The following is a 19,153-nucleotide window of genomic DNA, read 5'->3' as shown; positions in this document are numbered from 1 at the left end:
CCCGCTACTTGGCGCAGATCGCCTTGTCGGCCTGCGCCTGCTGGACGTCCTTGGGCAGTTCCTGCGGAACCGGCGGTGCCAGCGGGCTGCCCGCCTTCTGGAAGTCCGGACCCAGTGTCAGCTTCATCGGGGTCTTCGACGCCGCGTCCGCCGTCCCCATCTTCAGTGCGGTGGCCGGCAGCCCGAGGGCGTCCGCGAGCGCCCGGGCCTGGTCGGCCTGGTTGGGCGCGAACTCCAGCTGTGTGGCGTCGACCTTCGCGGGCGCGTTGCCCTGGTTGCCGGCCTTGGAGATCCCCTTGGAGTTCTGCAGCCACTGCGCCGTGGTGGAGGCGGCGCCCTTGGGCCCGCCGCCGTTGTAGACGCTCACCCGTACGTCACCCGCGGGCGCCCGGTTGCCCTGGAGCAGAGCGTCCTGCTTGGCCTTAGCGTCGGCGTCGGCCGCCTCCTTCGCCGCCTGCTCCTTCTTCTCGACCTCCGTGAGCGAGACGTCTCCCCGGATCATCTGCAACAGCGGTTCGGCGAGAGCCTGGTTGACCACGACGGTCGCCTTGACCTTCTCGGCCGGGTTGTCGAGCACGGGCATGGTGGTGAAGGTGATGTTCTTGAGGTCGATGTCCTTCAACTCGCCCGCGAGGTCGGTGAGTTTGTCGATGGAACCCAGCCCCTGGTCCACCGTCAGCGACTTGGTGGCCGCCTCCGCGAGCGAGAAGAACTTCTTCGGACTGGTCAGCGTCTCCTTGGACTTCATCTCGCGCATCATCGAACCGAGGAACTGCTGCTGGGTCTTGATCCGGTCCAGGTCGCTCTCGTTGCCGAAGGCGTGCCGGGTCCGTACGAAGGCCAGCGCCTGCTCGCCCTGGAGCCGGTGCTCGCCCTGCGGCAGTTTGAGTTTGGAGTCCTCGTCGTCGACGGCCTTCTCCAGGCAGACGGGCACGCCGCCGACCGCGGTGCTGAGGGTCTTCACCGCGTTGAAGTCGACCATCATGAAGTTGTCGACCTCTATGCCGGTGAGCTCCTTGACCGTGCGCATCGTGCAGCCCGCGTCACGGCCCTCCTGGCCCAGGCTGTTGTTGAAGCGCACGCCCTTGGTGCCGCGGATCTGCTTCGTGGTGCCGTCCGGCTGCTTCGTCGGGCAGTCCGGGATGTTGGCGATCAGGTCGCGGGGGATGGACAGCGCGGTGGCGTTGGAACGGTCCTTGGCGATGTGGAACAGGATCGTGGTGTCGGCGTGGCCGACGCTGTCCTTGTCGCCGTAGCCCTCGTTGCCCGCACCGCTGCGCTTGTCGGTGCCGATGACCAGGATGTTGATGGCCTGGTCCTTCTTGAAGCCGCCGGTGCCCGCGCCCGCGATGTCGGTGACGCTGAGGTTGCCGTTGAGGTGGTCGTAGTAGAGGTACGCCGCAGCGGCGCCGCCGACCAGCAGCAGCGCCAGCGTCCCGCTGGTGATCAGCAGGGCCTTCTTGCGGCGTCCGCCACCGCCACCGCCGCCCTTGCGTGAGCGGCCGCCCCTGCGGCCCCCCGGCGGGGTGTCGCCGCGGCGCGGCCCCGGCACGCCGGGGGAGGTGGTCTTGGGGGCGGCGGGTGACGACGACGACCTGCGGGGGGCGGCGACCTTGGGCCGCTCTTGCGCTGCGGAGTCGTTCAGTTGCAGCTCGTAGTGGCCGGTGCGGGGATTGAGCACCCACTGGTCTGCGGGGTCGATCTCGTCCGCCCGCCCACGGCTTTGCGCATCCACGGTTGCTCGAATCCTCCGTCGGGTGCCTCGCGACGCGCCTCCCCAAGGCGCACGGTCAACGATCCGGCTGCTGGTACCCGGTCTCCGGTCCGGCCGGGCACCGGATCGCTCACCTTATCCGTCCTGTTCGGCCGCAAACCATGGTGGTGACAAATTCCACTCCCCTTATAACGGGGCGAACTACCCATCCCACTCGGTTCGGTCACCGGCTTTTGAGATTGCTTTACCGGCACTCGGTGTTCTCCGCAGTCGTTCCTGTGAAGGTAGGGATGGGTGCGGAGGGGGTCGGGGTTCCCTCGCCGGTCGAATTCCCTTCCGAAATCGCCTCCGAGGCGGTCGCGGCCGGAGTCGGCGAGGCGGTCGCCGGGGCCGTGGCCTGCGCCGACGCCTTCGGCTGCGGCGCGGTCACCGTCACCGGTTCGTCCTCCCGCAACTGCCGGAACAGCCGCGTCGCGTCCGGTTCCACCAGCTCGTCCCGGTTGGGGTCGGGCGAGTAGGGCCGCCGCGGCACGGTCAGGAACGTGACACGATCGGTCGGTATGCCCCGTACGCCCCGTACGAGTTCGTACATGCTCCGCAGCGAGGCCAGTCCGGGGTCGGTGGTCACCGACGACGTCGCCGCGTCCAGCAGCGGGTACAGCCGGGCCGGATTCAGCAGAACGCCGTTGCTCTGCACCTTCTTGACGAGCGAGCCGAGGAACTGCTGCTGGCGCTCCATCCGTTCGGTGTCGCTGCCGTTGCCCAGGCTGTGCCGGGCGCGGACGAACCCCAGCGCCTGCTCGCCCCGCAGGGTCTGCCGGCCGGCCGGCAGCCTCAGCTTCGCCTGCACGTCGTCGACCGGCGCCTTGAGGCACACCTCGACCCCGCCCACGGCGTCGACCATCCGCTTGAACCCGCGGAAGTCGATGACCATGTGGTGGTTGATCCGGATGCCTGTGAGCTTCTCCACGGTCCGGATCGTGCAGGCGGCCCCGCCCCACTGGAACGCCCAGTTGAACTGCGCGAAGGAGGCGCGCGTGCGGCTCCCGTCCGGCTGCAGGCAGGAGGGGATCTCCGTCATCAGGTCCCGGGGTATCGACACCGCCGTCGCGCTCCTGCGGTCCTTCGGCAGGTGCAGCAGGATCGTCGTGTCCGAGCGCTGCGTGCCCTTGTCCTGCCCGTAGCCGGAGTTGCCCCGGCCCGAGCGCGAGTCGGAGCCGATCAGCAGGATGTTCCGGGCGCCCGTGGCGAGGGGCGCCGGGCGATCGCGCTCGTAGCGCTCCAGCTCGGCCGCGGCCGAGGTGTCCTCGGTGATGTTCCCGTCGAGCTTGTTGTAGAGCCACCAGCCGGTGGCCGCCCCCGCCAGCACCAGCAGGACCAGCCCGAGGCCGATCCAGCGCAGCAGCCGGCGCCTGCGGTTCCGCGGAGGCCGTGGCTCGCCTCCGGCCGCATCGGTGCCGCCCGGTATGCCTGCGCTGTCCGTCACTGGCGTGCTTCCCCTCGCCGCTGCGAGCAGCCGTACGGGTGAGCACGGCCACTGCCGATCCTGCCCCCGGGGCGTCGCGGCAGCCCGGGGGCGGGGTCGTGTCTAGGGCCATGCGGGTGACAGATCGGCCGTTCCCGAGGTTGATCAGTCCGGGTGACGGGCCGCGCCCCGGTTTCAGACCGTGTGGGTGACGCGCTCGCTCTCGGTCCGCTGGGCCAGCGCCTCGGCGGAGAGCCGGTCCAGGTTCCGGCAGAGCACCACGGAGGCCCCCGCGGCCAGTGCGGCGTACAGCCCCGCGGACAGCCCCTCCCAGGTGTCGTAGCCCAGCCCGGTCAGCACCCGCGACCCCTCGCCCAGCCCGAGCTTCGCCGCGTCCTCGCGGGCCCGGTCGACCAGGGCCGTGTGCGAGAGCTCCGCGCCGCCGACGACCAGCGCGGGACCGGCGGGATCCACCGGGACGAAGGGGGCGAAGCGGTCGCCCTGCCCGGGCACCTCCACCGCGTAGTCCGCGAATCCGGCAGGGGGCTGCGGGAAGCGCCCGCCCAGCGGCCGCAGGGCGAGCGCCACCCGCTCGCCGCCGCACTCCCGTGCCTCCTCCAGCGTGTCCGGACCGCTGACCACGAGATCGGCGTCGCCCGGGTCCCCGCCCACCGAGGCCACGACCCCGACGGAGTCGCAGGCGAGCAGCCACACGGCGCTCTGCCAGTGCGCGGGGAGCAGCAGCGCGAGCCGGTCCCCGGGCTCGGCCCCCAGGTCGCCCTGGAGCAGGTTCGCGGTCTTGGCCACCCAATTGGCGAAGGTCGCGACGGACAATTCGACGCGTTCGCCGGTGGCGTCGTCGTAAAAGGTGACGAGCGGGCGGCCCGGATCGGCGGCGAGCGCGGATCGCAGCAGGTCGGCAGGGGTGCGGTCAATGGCGTTCACCCGGCACAGGGTACGCGGGGCCCTCCCCCGGACGGGGGTTCGCGGCTCCTCCGTACGGGGGAGGGGTATCCGCGGTGGAGCGGACGGAGCATCAGATCTCGGATGGCGCCCCGTGGGGAGCGTGCCCACCATCCTTTTCATGCGTGGATTCCTTGCTTCCTCGATCGGCGTCGCGACGGCCGCCGTACTGGCCCTGCCCCTCGCGCTCCCGACTCCAGCACTCGCCGAAACCGTCCCCGTGACCCCGGCCGGGTCCACCCAGTCGCTGCCGCTCGGCCCCATGGCACCCGCGGCGGACCGCACTCCCGGCGTCCCCGGAATGAGCGCCTCGCCCCGCGGCCCCGAGACGCAGGGCCTGGCCGCCCGTGAGGTCAGGACGTTCTCTATGGTCGGCGTCGTCTGGGACGACGCCACCAGCCAGCTCAACGGCCGCGTCCAGGTCCGTACCCGCTCCGTCCGGACCGCCACCTGGTCCGGCTGGCAGGACGTCGAGGTCCACAACAGCGAGCACGCGGCCGACCCCGACGCGGTGGAGCGCGACTCCGGCCGGGTCCGCGGCGCCACCGCCCCGCTGTGGGTCGGCGAGTCCGACGGCGTGGAGGTCCGCGTCGAGGCGGAGCTGGGCGCCCCGGCCACCCGCGCGGGCTCCCGGCTGCCCTCGGGCATGCGCATCGAACTCGTCGACCCGGGCGCGGCCGCGCCCGCCGGGGCCGGCGACGGCAAGAACAGCGGCCCGGCCGACGACAAGGGCGAGATGGTCGCACCCGGCCTCACGATGGAGATGGCCGAGGCCTCCGCGGTCAACGTGCCGCACGCCCCGCTCGGCGCGAACGAGATCACCGAGCTGAACAAGGCCGACTCCACCGCCGACGCCGTCTTCGCCAGCGACGGCGAACTGACCGCGGCGGCCGCCCCGTACATCGGCCCGCGCCCGCGGATCGTCACCCGCAAGGGGTGGGGCGCGGACGAATCCCTGCGAGAGAAGGCCTTCGCCTACACGAACACCGTGAAGGCGGCGTTCGTCCACCACAGCGCCTCCGGCAACAACTACGCCTGCAAGGACGCCCCGGCGGTGCTGCGCAGCCTGTACCGCTACCACGTGGTCAGCAGCGGCTGGCGCGACTTCGGCTACAACTTCGCCGTCGACAAGTGCGGCACGGTGTACGAGGGCCGCGCGGGCGGCGTCTCCCGGCCGGTCCTCGGCGCGCACACCATGGGCTTCAACACGGACAGCATGGGCGTGGCGGTGCTCGGCACCTTCACCTCGTCCGCGCCCCCGGCCGCCGCCGTCGACGCGGTCGCCCGCCTCACCGCCTGGAAGCTCGGCCTCTTCGGCCGGGACCCGCGCGCGAAGACCACCCTGAAGTCGGGCGGCGGCAACCGCTACCCGAAGGGGCGGAACGTCTCGATGAACGTCATCTCGGGCCACCGCGACGGCTTCGCGACGGAATGCCCCGGCAAGAAGCTGTACGGCAAGCTCCCCACGACCCGCACCTCCTCGGCCAGGCTCCAGGGCCGCCCGTAGCCTCCGGCGGTGGGCCGGGAAAGCGTGCCCGCCCGACCCCGCGCCCCCGTGGCCCGGCCCCGGCCCAGGCCTCCGGCCCCTGGCTACCGGCCTTCGCCTTCGGCCCCGGCCTTCGGCCACGGGCCGCGGCCACCGGCCGGGGCTCCTCGCCGGGGGCGGGCGCGGGGTCGGGTTTCGGTGGGCGGGCTACGCTCGGTCCATGGCCGGCCGCTTCGAACCCCTCAACCGGACCGTCGTGCGCGGCGGACGCACCGCCGTACCGCCGGGGGCGGGAAGCAGCGTCGGCGTCGGGGGAGCGGCACGCCGCTGGACCCCCGACGGCCCCGTCGACCTCGGCCTCACCCTCGGCCCGCTCCGCCGCGGCCCCGGCGACCCCACCTTCCGCACCACACCCGACGGCTCCGTCTGGCGCGCCACCCGGACCCCGGACGGGCCCGCCACCCTCCGCGTCTCCCGCTCCGGCACGGACATCGACGCCGAGGCCTGGGGCGCCGGCGCCGCATGGCTCCTCGACCGCCTGCCCGTCCTCCTCGGCGCGGGCGACGACCCGGCCGTCTTCGTCCCCCGCCACCGCCTCGTGCACGCCAGCCACCGCCGCCGCCCCGGCCTGCGCCTGACCCGTACCGGCCTGGTGCTGGAGTCCCTGATCCCCACGGTCCTGGAGCAGAAGGTCACCGCCGACGAGGCCTACCGGGCCTGGCGGCGCCTGGTGCGGCAGTACGGCGAGCCCGCGCCCGGCCCCCACGGGCAGGACCTGTACGTCATGCCCGACCCCCGCACCTGGGCGCTGATCCCGTCCTGGGACTGGCACCGGGCCGGGGTCGACGCGAAGCGCTCCGACACCATCGTCCGGGCCGTCCGCGTCGCGAACCGCCTGGAGGAGGCCGCGGCGATGGACCTGCCCGAGGCCGCGCGGCGCCTGGAGGCCGTTCCCGGCATCGGCCCGTGGACCTCCGCCGAGACCCTCCAGCGCAGCAACGGCCACCCCGACGCCGTCACCACGGGTGACCTGCACCTGCCCGGCATCATCGGCTACGCCCTCGCCGACGACCGCGACGCCGACGACGCCGCCATGCTGGAGCTCCTCGCCCCGTACGAGGGCCAGCGCCACCGCGCGGCCCGCCTCATCCTCCTCGCGGGCCGCACCCCGCCCCGCCGTGCCCCCCGCATGTACCGCAGCGACATCGGCCGCTTCTAGGGCGTGTCCGGCGCGGGCGCCCCGCCCCGGCCGGGCGCCCCGCCCCGCCGGGCTCGCCGCAGGCGGGCCGTCAGCGGACCTCCACGAAGTCCTCCGGCGAGCGGCCCGGCCGCTCGGGCGGGGCCGCCGCCGGGTGGCCGACCGCCACCGTCCCCATCGGGTCCCAGTCCGACGGCAGGTCCAGCACCTCCCGCACCACGTCCCGGCAGAACATCGTCGAGGACACCCACGCCGACCCCAGCCGCTCACCGGCCAGCGCGACCAGCAGGTTCTGCACGCCCGCGCCCATCGCCACCACGAACATCTCCCGCTCCGCGGCGTCCCGCCGGGCGTGCCCGTAGTGGTGCGCCCCGTCCGTCACCAGGCACGGCACCACCAGGTACGGGGCAGCCCTCAGCACGTCCCCGCGCCGCACCCGCATGGCGATGGACTCCTCGGACTTGCCGTCCGAGCGCAGGTCCGCGATCCACGCGTCCCGCATCGCGTCCAGCAGCCGCACCCGCGAGGCCTCGGACTCCAGCAGCACGAACCGCCACGGCGTCGTGTGGTGCGGGGCCGGGGCCGTCACGGCGGCGGCCACCGCCCGCCGCACCGCGCCCGGGTCCACCGGCTCCGCCGTGAAGGCCCGTACGGTGCGGCGCTGCGTGACGGCCTCCCGTACCGCCTCCGAGGTCCCCAGCCGGAACATGTCGTCGGCCGGCGCCCGCACCAGGTCCCGCGCCGAGGCGCCCTCGCCCAGGACATGCGCCAGGCCCCGTACGACGGCCACCGGCAGGCCGGCCGCCTTGCCCTTGACCAGGTCGCCGGCGGCGGCGAGCTCGTCCGCCGTCGCCACCACCGTCGCGCTCAGCGGATTGCCGTGGGCGTCGGCGGCGCCGCGCAGGTCGTCCAGGACCCGTACACCGGCGGAGCCGATGGCCACGTCCGTCAGCCCGTTGCGCCACGGCCGCCCGAAGGTGTCCGTGACGACCACGCCCACGTCCACGGAGAGCGTGTCGCGGACCCCGGTACGGATCGCCGCGGCCGAGGCGTCCGGGTCCTCCGGGAGCAACAGGACCGTGCCGGGCGCGGTGTTGGAGGCGTCCACGCCGGCCGCGGCCATCACCAGGCCCTGCCGGTTCTCGACGATCCGCAGCGGTCCGCGGCGCGCGACCACCCGTACGGTCTCCGCGTCGATGGCGGCCTCGCGCGAGTCCGCCCGCACGATCCGGCCCTCGGCCTTGGAGACGATCTTCGAGGTGACGAGCAGGACGTCACCGTCGCGCAGATCGGGTGCGGCCGCCGTGATCAGCTTCGCCAGGTCGTCGCCCGGCCTGACCTCCGGTATCCCGTCGACGGCCCGCACCTCGTACGAGGGCGCCGCCGTCACCGAGAGGCCTCCGCCAGCTCCAGCGCGGCCCGGGCCATCTCGGCGGTGGCCTCCAGGTCGGTCATCATCAGCGGCACCGCACGGCAGGTGATCCCGGCGGCCTCCACCTCGGCGACGGCGTCCGCGTCGGAGGTGTCGACCAGCCAGCCGTCGAGCAGTTCGGTCCCGTAGTGCAGGGCGACCGCGGCGGCCGTGGACTCGACGCCCACCGCGGCGAGCACCTTGTCCGCCATCCCGCGTACGGGCGCACCGCCGACGATGGGGGACAGGCCCACGACGGGGGCGTCGGCGGCGGCCACGGCGTCCCGGATGCCAGGCACGGCGAGGATCGTGCCGACCGACACGACCGGGTTGGACGGCGGGAGGACGATCACGTCGGCCGCGGCGATGGCCTCCAGCACGCCGGGCGCGGGCTTGGCCTGTTCGGCCCCCACGGGTACGACGGCCTCCGCGTCCACCGAGGCGCGCAGCCGGACCCAGTACTCCTGGAAGTGGATGACCCGGCGCTCGCCGGTCCCGGCCTCGGTGATCGCGACGTGGGTCTCGACCCGGTCGTCGGACATGGGCAGCAGCCGGACGCCGGGCTGCCAGCGGTCGCAGAGGGCCTCGGTGACGGCGCTCAGCGGGTATCCGGCGCCGAGCATCTGCGTGCGGACGATGTGGGTGGCGAAGTCGCGGTCGCCGAGGCCGAACCAGGTGGGTCCGACCCCGTAGGCGGCGAGTTCCTCCTTGACGGTGAAGGACTCGTCGGCTCGGCCCCAGCCCTGGTCCTCGTCGATGCCACCGCCGAGGGTGTACATCACCGTGTCCAGGTCCGGGCAGACCTTGAGCCCGAAGAGGTGAATGTCGTCACCGGTGTTGCCGATGACCGTGATGTCCGCGTCGGGCACCGCCGACTTGAGTCCGGACAGGAACCGGGCGCCGCCTATACCGCCGGCCAGAACAACAATGCGCATGCGGACAGTCTGTCAGCCGGGCGACGGGCGGGACCGGCAGGCCGCGCGGCCTCAGGCCGGTACGGACTCGGTTTCGGCCGGGGAGCAGCTGTGCATCGGCATCTCGGTCAGCCCGGGGAAGTAGACGTGCAGGCTGACCGCGCCGTCGAGGGTGTCGTTGACGACCTCGTGGGCGTAGCCGGGGGCGAAGACGCGCTGGCCGCCGGCGCGGTGGGTGAGGCGTCCGCGCGAGGTGTGCTCGGTGAGCTCGCCCTCCAGGACGGTCAGGACGCCGGAGGAGGCACCGTGGTCGTGCAGGCCGCTTCCCTGGCCGGGGACCCAGCTGAGCAGCCAGACCTCGTAGCCGGGTCCGGTGCGCAGCCGGTGGTACCAGCGGGTGGTGGCGTCGTACTGGACGAGGTGCTCCCAGGAGGCGCGGTCCTCGGCGATGGAGCGGGCCAGGCCGACGAACTCGGCGACGGTGGCCGGGTGTTCGCGGGCGGGCTGGAGGAGGTGCTGGACGGCGAGGATGTCGCCGGCGATCTGGAGGTCGCTCTCGACGGCGGCAGGAACGGCGGCGGCGTTGGGGGTGCTGTTCATCGGGGTGTACCTCGACGGATGTCAGTCGTGCTGGCGGTCGCTGTGGGGTGGGGCCGGAGCTCTGGGGAGCCGAGGCTCCACGGGCATCAACAGCAGCAACAGCAACAGCGAACCTGGGCAGCGCACAGGAACCCACGAATGGGGGTCCGGGTGGTGGCTGCGGGCGCTGACATGCGAACAAGGAGAACGGGTCCGGGGTCCGGCTGTCAACCCAATGTCCGCTTTGAGGCAAAAGTTTCACCTCATCCGGTTACTGTGTGCGGAGAAAGGTTTGTGCAGTCCGCGGCAGGGGAGGTGGCGCTGCGCCGGGACTCAAACCGATTCAGCCATGTCGTGACCTGAATGTGATCTACGCCGCTCTTCGACGTTGATCGCAACCCCGTTTCCGGGGCATGCGTGGATAACGGGTGAAGGTGACATCTCGTGACGCCGGTGGCATGTGTCACGATTTTTGGCGATATGAACACTTTCTGCATAGGCTTGGTTCCGCAGAGTGAATAAGGGGCCCAATAGCAGATCTCGGCTTGACTGCCCCGGAGCCACGCACTTGTAATTTCACTCGTGTCGTTACGTAGCTATGAGTGACGACGTGACCACGGGGACGCACCAACAGAGCGAGGGGCGCACATGACCGAGCTGTTTCAGGAACTGCTGGTCGAGGAAGCGGACGAGGAGCTCGGATGGCAGGAGCGCGCCCTGTGCGCCCAGACCGACCCCGAATCCTTCTTTCCCGAGAAGGGCGGCTCCACCCGCGAGGCCAAGAAGGTCTGCCTCGCCTGTGAGGTCCGCTCCGAATGCCTCGAGTACGCCCTCGCCAACGACGAGCGATTCGGCATCTGGGGCGGCCTGTCCGAGCGCGAACGCCGCCGCCTGAAAAAGGCAGCCGTCTGACACCGCCGGAGCGCCACCCGCCCGGCACCCGCAGCACCCCGCACGACATATCCGATATCCGAGCAAGGCGTCGAGCGCGACGCACAGCCGAACGAAGAGCACCACACACGGTCCGCCTCCTGCACCTTCCCCGCAGGAGGCGGACCGCTGCTTTGGCAGCCGTTAGGGTAAGGCGCTGTCCAGCAGCCTCCGAGGGCACACCACCCCCGGACCCCCGGCCGGAGGGCCCGTACCGCGATGTCCCTGTACAGCCAGACGACGGCCTCCCACCAGGCCCCCGTCACACCCGAGTTCCCCCGGCACGTCGTCACCGCGGTCCTCGTCGCCCACGACGGCGCCCGCTGGCTGCCCCGGACGCTCGCCGGCCTCCTCGGTCAGGAACGCCCCGCGCAGCACCACGTCGCCGCCGACACCGGCAGCGCCGACGAGTCCGCACGGCTGCTCACCGAAGCCCTCGGTGACGACCACGTCCTGCACCTCGCCCGCCGCACCGGATTCGGCACCGCCGTCGACGAATCCGCCCGCACCGCCGGCACCCTCACCCCCGAGGACCTCCCGTACCTCAAGCGCCCCAGCGGCTGGGACCCCGTCAGCCGTACCTGGCGCGACGACGCCTACGACCTCCCCGACCTCCCGCACGGCGAACCCGTCCAGTGGCTCTGGCTGCTCCACGACGACAGCGCCCCCGAACCGGACGCCCTCGCCGAACTGCTCCGCGTCGCCGACGAGAACCCCGACGCCGCGATCATCGGCCCCAAACTCCGCGGCTGGTACGACAAGAAGCAGCTCCTCGAAGCCGGCGTCACCATCGCCCGCAGCGGCCGCCGCTGGACCGGCCTCGACCGCCGCGAACAGGACCAGGGCCAGCACGACCAGGTCCGCCCCGTCCTGTCCGTCTCCACCGCCGGCATGCTCGTGCGCCGCGACGTCTACGACGACCTCGGCGGCTTCGACCGGCGCCTGCCCCTCATGCGCGACGACGTCGACCTGTGCTGGCGCGCCCAGAGCGCCGGCCACACCGTCCTCGTCGCCCCCGACGCCGTCATGCGCCACGCCGAGGCCGCCGCCCGCGAACGCCGCACCGTCGACTGCGCCGGCCGCACCACCGCGAGCCCGCACCGCGTCGACAAGGCCGGCGCCGTCTACACGATCCTCGCCAACAGCTCCGGCCGCGCCCTGCCCTACGTACTGCTGCGCGTCCTCCTCGGCACCGTCCTGCGCACCCTCGCCTACCTCATCGGCAAGGCCCCCGGCCAGGCCGTCGACGAGATCACCGGCCTCCTCGCCACCCTGCTGAGACCCGGCCGCCTCCTCGCCGCCCGCAGGGCCCGCCGCCGGCCCGCCGTCCCCGCCTCCGAACTGCGCCCCCTCTTCCCCCCGCCGGGAGCCTCCCTGCGGGCCAACGCCGACCAGCTCGCCGGCTACTTCGGCGGCGACCGCCACACCGACTCCGCCCCCGCCGGCCGGCACGGCGGCGGCAGCATCCTGAGCGCCCCCGCCGAGGACGGCGACTACCAGGAGACCGAGCGCTTCGCACGCCTGAAGCGGATCGCGCGCAACCCCGCACCCTTCCTCTTCGGACTCCTCCTTCTGGTCTCCCTCGCCGCCTGCCGCGCCCTGATCGGCGGCGGCTCCCTGATGGGCGGCGCCCTGCTGCCCGCCCCCGGCAGCGGCCTCGACCTCTGGAGCGTCCACACCGAGAGCTGGCACCCCGTCGGCACCGGCTCCACCGCCGCCGCACCGCCCTACCTGGCCGCCCTCGGCGCCTTCTCCACCCTGCTGTTCGGCTCCACCCGGGCCGCCCTGACCCTCCTGCTCGTCGGATCCGTCCCGCTGGCCGGCCTCACCGCCTACTTCGCCTCCCGCCCGCTCGTCGAATCCCGGCTGCTGCGGGCCTGGGCCGCCACCGCCTACGCCTTCCTCCCCGCCGTCACCGGCGCCCTCGCCGGCGGCCGCCTCGGCACCGCCGTCCTCGCCGTCGTGCTCCCCCTCATCGCCCGCTCCGCCGTCGCCGCCTTCGGCCTCGGCGAGCACGGGAACACCACCGAACAGCGCGGCGGCCGGCGCGCGGTGTGGACGTGCACGCTCCTGCTGACCCTGGCCACCGCCTTCACCCCGCTCGTCTGGCCGCTCGCCGCCCTCCTCGGCGCCGCCGCGCTCGTCCTGCGCCGCGCCCGGTGGAAGACGTACGGGCTGCGGCTGCTCGCCGTCCTCGCCATCCCCCTGCTCGTCCTCGCCCCCTGGTCGCTGGGCCTGCTCACCCACCCCGGCCGCTTCCTCCAGGAGGCCGGACTGCCCTTCGGAGCCGGCTCCGCGGGCGCGGCGGACCTGCTCGGCATCAGCCCCGGCGGTCCCGGTACCGGCGCCCGCCTGGTCCTCGTCGGCATCGTCCTCGCCGCCCTGGCCGCCCTGCTCCGCGCCGACCGGCAGTTCGCCGTCCGCACCGCCTGGGCCACCGCCCTGGCCGCCCTCCTCCTCGCGGTCCTCGCCAACCGGACCGCCTGGGCCGGCCCCGCCACCCTCGTTTACGGACTCGGCCTCCTCGCGGCCGCCATGGTCGGCGCGGACGGCGCCAAGCACCGGGTCGCCGCCCGCAACTTCGGCTGGCGCCAGCCGGTCGCCGCGCTCATCGCCCTCGCCGCGGCCGCGGGCCCGCTGATCGCCGCGGCCACCTGGATGCTCGCCGGCGCCGACGGACCGCTCCAGCGCCGCGACCCGGTCCAGGTACCGGCCTTCGTCGCCGACGCCGGCGGCGACGACAACCAGACCCGCACCCTGCTCCTCGACGTCGACGGGCCCGCCACGGTCTCCTACAGCCTCGTCCGCGGCCCCGGCGGCCGCATCGGCGACGCCGAGATCGCCGCCCGGACCGGCGACGACCCCCGCCTCGACAAGGTCGTCTCCAACCTCGTCGCGGGCTCCGGCGCCGACCAGTCCAGCCAGCTCAGCGGCTATGCCATCCGCTTCGTGATGTTCCGCCCCGGCGGCCCTGAGGAGATCCGCCGCGTCCTCGACGCCACCCCCGGCCTCAGCCGGCGCCACCAGCAGGACGGCACCGCGCTGTGGGGCGTCGAACCCTGGCTGCCGCGCGCCGTCATCGTCTCCGCCAAGCAGGGCGAGGCCCCGATCCCGGTCGCCGCCGGCCCGGTGGAGGTCCACGCCAAGATCCCCACCGGCGAGGCGGGCCGCGTCCTGCGCATCGCCGACCGGGCCGACGCGGGCTGGCAGGCCACCGTCGACGGCACGCCGCTCAAGCCCAAGACCCTCGACGGCTGGGCGCAGGGCTTCGAACTCCCCGCCGGCGGAGGCCGCCTCGACCTCGTCCATGAGGGCTCCCTGCTGGGGACGGCCTGGAACTGGACCCAGGGCCTGCTCGCCCTGGTCCTGCTGGTCATGGCCCTGCCCGGCCGGCGCGCCGAACTCGACGACGACCTGCCCGAGGAGGAGGCCGCGCCCGCCTCCCGGCCCGGTCCCGGCGAGGCCGGCGAGGGCCGCCGCGCCCGCAGGCTCCGCGCCGAGGCCGAGGCGGACACCGCACCCGGCCCCGTCGAGACCGCGACCGCCGCCGACCCGTACGCGCAGATCCCCGCCCAGCCGGCCTACGGCGAGGAGCCGTACGCCTACCAGGCCTACGGCGACCAGGACGGCTACGCGTACGAAACCCAGCAGCCCCAGCAGCCGCAGCAGCCGCACCAGGAGCAGTACACGTACGAGCAGTACCCCGGCTACGACCAGCAGCACGGCGGCGCCCCCTACGGGACCCCGGCCCCCTACCCGCAGCAGCACCAGCAGGTCCACGGCCAGGACCCGCAGCAGTACCCCTACCCCTACGAGCCCTACGAGCAGTACCCACCCCACGACGTCCACGCACCGCACGACCCGCGTCCCGACGGGAGCCCCCAGCAGTGAAGCAGCGCGCACCCCTGACGCTGGCGGCCGTGGCCGCGGCACTGGCCGCCCTCACCGGCGCGGCCGCCCTCACCGCGCCCGCGGGCGGGCCCTCCGACGGCAAGGCGGCCACGTCCGCCCGGATGCCGGTGGAGCGGTCCCTGCTGGTGTGCCCGGGCCCCAGCTCCTCGGACATCGCCGAGACCACGTACACGTCGTTCACGCCCGGCGCCCCCGCCGGCGAGGGCAAGGGATCGGCCCGGCTGCTCGGCGCGACCAAGGACGCCAAACCCGTCCTGGAACCCAAGGAGCCCGGCAAGCCCGTCGGCGCCACCGCCAACGGGGCCGACGCCCCCGCCCTCACCGGAAGCGCCGACGGGGTCCTGGCCCCCGGCTGGACGGCCCAGCTGACCACCAAGGTCGCGGCCGGCCGGGCCCGGGGCGTACTCGGCGTCGGCTGCACCGCGCCCGGCACCGACTTCTGGTTCCCCGGGGTCAGCACCGCCAAGGGCCGCGAGGACTACGTCCACCTCACCAACCCCGACGACGCGGCCGCCGTCGTCGACATCACGCTCTTCGGCCCCGACGGCATGGCCAAGCCCGAAGCGGGCACCGGCGAGAACATCCGCGTCGACGCGAAGTCCACCAAGACCGTCCTGCTCTCCTCCCTCCTCCCGGCCACCCAGCTGGCCGACGCCACCGCCCACGTGACGACCCGCGCGGGCCGCGTGGGCGCCTCCGTCCAGGTCGGCGAGGAGAACGTGGGCGCCGACTGGCTGCCCGCCTCCACCGACCCGGCCGGCTCACTGGTGCTGCCCGGCATCCCGGCCGACGCCACCTCCGTACGGCTGGTCGCCTTCGTACCCGGCGAGGAGGACGCCGACCTCAAGCTGCGCCTGGCCGGACCGGGCGGCGCCATCAGCCCGGCCGGCAGCGAGCAGCTGCACGCCAAGGCGGGGATGACGGCGGTCATGGACCTCAAGGACCTGACCCGCGGCGAGCCCGGTTCGCTGGTGCTGACCCCGAAGGACCCCAAGAAGGCCGCCCCGCTGGTCGCGGCGGTCCGTGTGGTCCGCGGCAGCGGGGCCAAGCAGGAGCTCGGCTTCATCCCGGCCACCCGGCCGGTCGGGACCCGGGCGACCGTCGCCGACAACCGGCCCGAGCAGAACACCACCCTGCTGTCGCTGACCGCCCCGACCGCCGACGCCAAGGTCAAGGTGACGGCGTCGCCGGGCACCGGCGGCGGCGAGCCGGCCTCCCAGGAGGTCACCGTCAAGGCCGGCACCACGCAGACCCTCGCGCCGGCCCCCGCCGGCGGGAAGGGCTCCTACGCCCTCACCGTCGAGACCGTCTCGGGCGGCCCGGTCCACGCGGCCCGCACCCTGTCCCTCACGGAGGACGGGATCACGATGTTCACCGTCCAGGGCCTGTCCGACGACCACTCGACGGTGTCGGTGCCCAGGGCGGCGCAGGACCTCTCCGTCCTGACCAGGTGACGGGACGGGACCCCCGCCGCGCCCGGATCAGTCCTGGCCGTAGCGGGGGTCCACCGTCTCCGGAGTGAGGCCGAGCAGCTCCGCCACCTGCTCCACCACGATCTCGTGGACCAGCATCGCCTTCTCGTCGCGCGTCTTCGTACGGATCTCCACCGGCCGCCGGAAGACCACGATCCGGGCAGGCCGTCCCTGGCGGGACTCCGACACCGCACCGAGCGGCACCGCCTCGTCGTTCCAGCCGCCGTCCGCACCGCCCGGCGGCCCCGGCACGTCACCGACCAGGAACTCCACCTCCGACAGCTGCGGCCAGCGCCGCTCCAGCCGTTCCACGGAGTCCCGTACGAGATCCCCGAACAGCTCCGCCCGGCTCGCCGCCAGCGGCACCTGCGGAGGGGCCAGCGGACCGCGCATCCCGCGCCCGTGCCGGTCCCGCCGACGCGTTCTGGGTTCGACGGGGACCCCCGCGGGGGGCTCGGCGGGGCAAGGGGGCAGAGGGCTGTCCGTCACCCCCGCAGGGTAGCTCCGAGCACGACACGGGGGAGCGAGCAGCGGTGGAGTCGTCGCGGCCCGGTCAAGAGTGCGGTACCGTCCAACGTCGTGAGCCTTGTACGTCGCTGTTCGCGCACCGCGTGCGGCCGCCCTGCCGTCGCGACACTGACGTACGTCTACGCCGATTCGACCGCAGTTCTCGGCCCGCTCGCCACATACGCCGAACCCCACTGCTACGACCTGTGCGCCGAGCACTCGGAACGCCTCACCGCCCCGCGGGGCTGGGAGGTCGTCCGGCTGTCGGACGGGTCCGGTCCGTCGCGCCCCAGCGGCGACGACCTCGAAGCCCTGGCCAACGCCGTTCGCGAAGCGGCCCGCCCGCCGGGCCGCGCGCCCGGGTCCGGCGGAGCCGGCAAGGGCGGCCAGTCCACCGGCGAGACGCGCCGCGGACACCTGCGCGTCCTCCGATCGCCCGATTCCTGACCTCGGGTCATCTGCGGTGCCGCTGCGGGTTCAGGGTAGGTTTGCCGAACCGCACAGAACCTCAGGAGGGCAGGCAGTGGCCGCAGATCTTTCGAACATCGTCAAGGCGTATGACGTGCGTGGCGTTGTGCCGGACGAGTGGGACGAGTCGCTGGCGGAGCTGTTCGGTGCTGCCTTCGTCGAGGTGGTGGGTGGCTCGGCGATCGTGGTGGGTCATGACATGCGTCCGTCGTCTCCGGGTCTGTCGCAGGCGTTCGCGCGGGGTGCGGCGGCGCGTGGTGTGGATGTGACGTTGATCGGTCTGTGTTCGACGGATCAGCTGTATTACGCGTCGGGGTCGTCGGGTCTGCCGGGTGCGATGTTCACGGCGTCGCACAATCCGGCGCGGTACAACGGGATCAAGATGTGCCGTGCGGGTGCGGCGCCGGTGGGCCAGGACACGGGTCTGTCGCAGATCCGTTCCCTGGTGGAGGGCTGGCTGGACGCGGGCGCCCCGCAGGTCCCGGCGGGCACGGTACCGGGAACGGTCACGGAGCAGGATTCCCTCAAGGGCTACGCGGAGCACCTGCGTTCTCTGGTGGACCTGTCGTCGATCCGTCCGCTGAAGGTGGTCGTGGACGCGGGCAACGGTATGGGCGGTCACACCGTCCCGACCGTGTTCGCGGGCCTTCCCCTCGATGTGACGGAGATGTACTTCGAGCTGGACGGTACGTTCCCCAACCATGAGGCGAACCCGCTGGATCCGAAGAACATCGTGGATCTGCAGGCGCGGGTGGTGGCGGAGGGGGCGGATCTGGGGATCGCCTTCGACGGGGACGCGGACCGTTGTTTCATCGTGGACGAGCGTGGTGTGGGGGTGTCGCCGTCGGCGATCACGGCGCTGGTGGCCTCGCGTGAGCTGGCGCGCAACGGCGGGTCGGGCACGGTGATCCACAATCTGATCACGTCCTGGTCCGTTCCGGAGGTCGTGCGGGAGAACGGCGGTACCCCTGTGCGCACCCGGGTGGGTCATTCCTTCATCAAGGAGGAGATGGCGAGGACGGGTGCGATTTTCGGTGGTGAGCACTCGGCGCACTACTACTTCAGGGATTTCTGGAACGCGGACACGGGGATGCTGGCGGCGCTGCATGTGCTGGCGGCGCTGGGCGGCCAGGAGGGTCCGCTGTCGGCTCTGGTGGCTTCCTATGACCGGTATGCCGGGTCGGGGGAGATCAACTCGACGGTGGCGGACCAGGCGGGGCGTCTGGCGGCGGTGAAGGAGTCCTTCGGCGGCCGTGAGGGTGTGGAGCTGGACGAGCTGGACGGTCTGACGGTGACGGGTGCGGACTGGTGGTTCAACGTCCGCGCCTCGAACACCGAGCCGCTGCTCCGGCTGAACGTCGAGGCCCGTGACCCGGACACCCTGGCCCGCATCCGCGACGAAGCCCTGTCCCTCATCCGCGCCTGAGATCCGGAGAGTGAGGGGGCTGGTCCCCAGCCCCCTCACTCTCCGGCACTCTCCGGCACGGGCCGGCAATTTCAGCCTCGCCGGCGTTTGAGGCGCGGGTCCGGGCAGCGCCCGGCACCCGGCGGAGCCGGGGTTCCCCGGGGCCGGGCCCGAGCGGTCCCAGCGCCCCGGCCCCGCGCTTTCCGGGGCGGGCCGGCAATTTCAGCCTCGCCGGCGTTTGAGGCGCGGGTCCGGGCAGCGCCCGGCACCCGGCGGAGCCGGGGTTCCCCGGGGCCGGCCCCAGCGGTCCCAGCGCTCCGGCGGAGCCGGGGTTCCCCTCAGCCGGGCCCAGCGGTCCCAGCGCCCCGGCGGGGCCGGGATACACCCCCCGCCCGCCCCAGGCCGCACCGGCGGACCCCCAGGGGTACGCTGACCACGCCCCACCCGCATCCCCGAAGGGAACCCACCCCATGCCGCTCGAAGCCGGCCTCCTGCAGATCCTCGCCTGCCCCGCCTGCCACGCGCCCCTCGAGGACAAGTCGGCCGACGAGACCCCCGAGCTGCTCTGCACCGGTGAGGACTGCGGTCTCGCCTACCCGGTCCGCGACGGCATCCCGGTCCTCCTCGTGGACGAGGCCCGCCGCCCCGCCTGACCCACCCCGGCCGACCCGCACCACGCCACCCCACCCCGCACCGCACCCGTACCACCCCACCCCGCACCACGCGCAG

At 73.3% G+C, this 19,153-nt stretch carries 15 protein-coding genes; 8 read left to right on the top strand and 7 right to left on the bottom strand.

Annotation, left to right across the window (positions count from 1 at the left end):
* Positions 1-4 precede the first annotated feature (4 nt).
* From NRK68_RS13460 to NRK68_RS13450, 3 genes are all read right to left on the bottom strand, one after another.
* A complete protein-coding gene (locus NRK68_RS13460) occupies positions 5-1,735 on the bottom strand; it encodes an LCP family protein (protein ID WP_183069186.1) in 1,731 nt (576 codons plus the stop codon).
* Positions 1,736-1,958: 223 nt separating this feature from the next.
* Positions 1,959-3,200: an LCP family protein gene (locus NRK68_RS13455; RefSeq protein WP_257855864.1), complete on the bottom strand. Its 1,242-nt coding sequence runs from the start codon at positions 3,198-3,200 to the stop codon at positions 1,959-1,961.
* Positions 3,201-3,374: 174 nt separating this feature from the next.
* The gene (locus NRK68_RS13450; protein WP_183069188.1) at positions 3,375-4,124 is read right to left on the bottom strand and encodes a TIGR03089 family protein; all 750 of its coding nucleotides are present in this window, start codon (positions 4,122-4,124) and stop codon (positions 3,375-3,377) included.
* Positions 4,125-4,263: 139 nt separating this feature from the next.
* Here NRK68_RS13450 and NRK68_RS13445 point away from each other — a divergent pair, with 139 nt between their 5' ends.
* Both NRK68_RS13445 and NRK68_RS13440 read left to right on the top strand, forming a co-directional pair.
* Positions 4,264-5,649, top strand: a complete 1,386-nt coding sequence (locus NRK68_RS13445) for a peptidoglycan recognition protein family protein (protein ID WP_183069189.1) — start codon at positions 4,264-4,266, stop codon at positions 5,647-5,649.
* 199 nt (positions 5,650-5,848) lie between these two features.
* On the top strand, positions 5,849-6,847 hold the full coding sequence (locus NRK68_RS13440) for a DNA-3-methyladenine glycosylase family protein (protein WP_183069190.1): 999 nt from the start codon (positions 5,849-5,851) through the stop codon (positions 6,845-6,847).
* A gap of 70 nt (positions 6,848-6,917) precedes the next feature.
* On the opposite strand, the gene NRK68_RS13435 is transcribed toward NRK68_RS13440, so the two are convergent.
* The 3 genes from NRK68_RS13435 to NRK68_RS13425 are packed head-to-tail and all read right to left on the bottom strand — an operon-like array spanning position 6,918 to position 9,751.
* Positions 6,918-8,216 (bottom strand): coenzyme F420-0:L-glutamate ligase, encoded by a 1,299-nt coding sequence (locus NRK68_RS13435; RefSeq protein WP_183069191.1) that lies wholly within the window; start codon positions 8,214-8,216, stop codon positions 6,918-6,920.
* Positions 8,213-9,172: a 2-phospho-L-lactate transferase gene (gene cofD / locus NRK68_RS13430; protein WP_046778966.1), complete on the bottom strand. Its 960-nt coding sequence runs from the start codon at positions 9,170-9,172 to the stop codon at positions 8,213-8,215. Before cofD ends, NRK68_RS13435 begins: the two co-directional genes overlap by 4 nt.
* A 51-nt stretch (positions 9,173-9,223) precedes the next feature.
* A complete protein-coding gene (locus NRK68_RS13425) occupies positions 9,224-9,751 on the bottom strand; it encodes a cysteine dioxygenase (protein WP_257855863.1) in 528 nt (175 codons plus the stop codon).
* 627 nt (positions 9,752-10,378) lie between these two features.
* Here NRK68_RS13425 and NRK68_RS13420 point away from each other — a divergent pair.
* The 3 genes from NRK68_RS13420 (at position 10,379) to NRK68_RS13410 (ending at position 16,026) form a co-directional block, all read left to right on the top strand.
* Positions 10,379-10,642 carry a WhiB family transcriptional regulator gene (locus NRK68_RS13420; protein WP_003983763.1) on the top strand — a complete coding sequence of 88 codons (264 nt, stop codon included), beginning with the start codon at positions 10,379-10,381 and terminating at the stop codon, positions 10,640-10,642.
* Between the two features lie 237 nt (positions 10,643-10,879).
* Positions 10,880-14,551, top strand: coding sequence for a glycosyltransferase (locus NRK68_RS13415; protein ID WP_257855862.1), 3,672 nt, complete (start codon positions 10,880-10,882; stop codon positions 14,549-14,551).
* The gene (locus NRK68_RS13410; RefSeq protein WP_183069194.1) at positions 14,548-16,026 is read left to right on the top strand and encodes a DUF5719 family protein; all 1,479 of its coding nucleotides are present in this window, start codon (positions 14,548-14,550) and stop codon (positions 16,024-16,026) included. Before NRK68_RS13415 ends, NRK68_RS13410 begins: the two co-directional genes overlap by 4 nt.
* Before the next feature lie 27 nt (positions 16,027-16,053).
* Here NRK68_RS13410 and NRK68_RS13405 read toward each other — a convergent pair whose 3' ends face one another.
* Positions 16,054-16,533 (bottom strand): metallopeptidase family protein, encoded by a 480-nt coding sequence (locus tag NRK68_RS13405; RefSeq protein ID WP_373023522.1) that lies wholly within the window; start codon positions 16,531-16,533, stop codon positions 16,054-16,056.
* A 90-nt stretch (positions 16,534-16,623) separates the two neighbouring features.
* On the opposite strand from NRK68_RS13405, the gene NRK68_RS13400 reads away from it, so the two are divergent.
* The 3 genes from NRK68_RS13400 to NRK68_RS13390 all read left to right on the top strand — a co-directional run bounded on the left by NRK68_RS13400 (position 16,624) and on the right by NRK68_RS13390 (position 19,077).
* Positions 16,624-16,998, top strand: a complete 375-nt coding sequence (locus NRK68_RS13400; RefSeq protein WP_046778970.1) for a DUF3499 domain-containing protein — start codon at positions 16,624-16,626, stop codon at positions 16,996-16,998.
* 76 nt (positions 16,999-17,074) lie between these two features.
* Positions 17,075-18,445: a phosphomannomutase/phosphoglucomutase gene (locus NRK68_RS13395; RefSeq protein ID WP_257855861.1), complete on the top strand. Its 1,371-nt coding sequence runs from the start codon at positions 17,075-17,077 to the stop codon at positions 18,443-18,445.
* A gap of 449 nt (positions 18,446-18,894) precedes the next feature.
* Entirely contained in the window at positions 18,895-19,077 is a 183-nt protein-coding gene (locus tag NRK68_RS13390; RefSeq protein WP_030966304.1) for a Trm112 family protein, read from the top strand.
* The last annotated feature ends 76 nt before the right edge of the window (positions 19,078-19,153 follow it).

Origin of the sequence: Streptomyces yangpuensis, from assembly GCF_024666385.1 — a bacterium.
Taxonomy (GTDB): Bacteria; Actinomycetota; Actinomycetes; order Streptomycetales; family Streptomycetaceae; genus Streptomyces; species Streptomyces yangpuensis.
Note: the sequence above shows the minus strand (reverse complement) of the source record. Positions and strands in the feature narration are given on the sequence as shown.

Bases quoted from the DNA above. Each gene is read 5' to 3' on its own strand.
- NRK68_RS13445 (WP_183069189.1), top strand. From the start codon at position 4,264: ATGCGTGGATTCCTTGCTTCCTCGATCGGCGTCGCGACGGCCGCCGTA.
- NRK68_RS13440 (WP_183069190.1), top strand. From the start codon at position 5,849: ATGGCCGGCCGCTTCGAACCCCTCAACCGGACCGTCGTGCGCGGCGGA.
- cofD (WP_046778966.1), bottom strand. From the start codon at position 9,172: ATGCGCATTGTTGTTCTGGCCGGCGGTATAGGCGGCGCCCGGTTCCTG.
- NRK68_RS13425 (WP_257855863.1), bottom strand. From the start codon at position 9,751: ATGAACAGCACCCCCAACGCCGCCGCCGTTCCTGCCGCCGTCGAGAGC.
- NRK68_RS13420 (WP_003983763.1), top strand. From the start codon at position 10,379: ATGACCGAGCTGTTTCAGGAACTGCTGGTCGAGGAAGCGGACGAGGAG.
- NRK68_RS13415 (WP_257855862.1), top strand. From the start codon at position 10,880: ATGTCCCTGTACAGCCAGACGACGGCCTCCCACCAGGCCCCCGTCACA.
- NRK68_RS13390 (WP_030966304.1), top strand. From the start codon at position 18,895: ATGCCGCTCGAAGCCGGCCTCCTGCAGATCCTCGCCTGCCCCGCCTGC.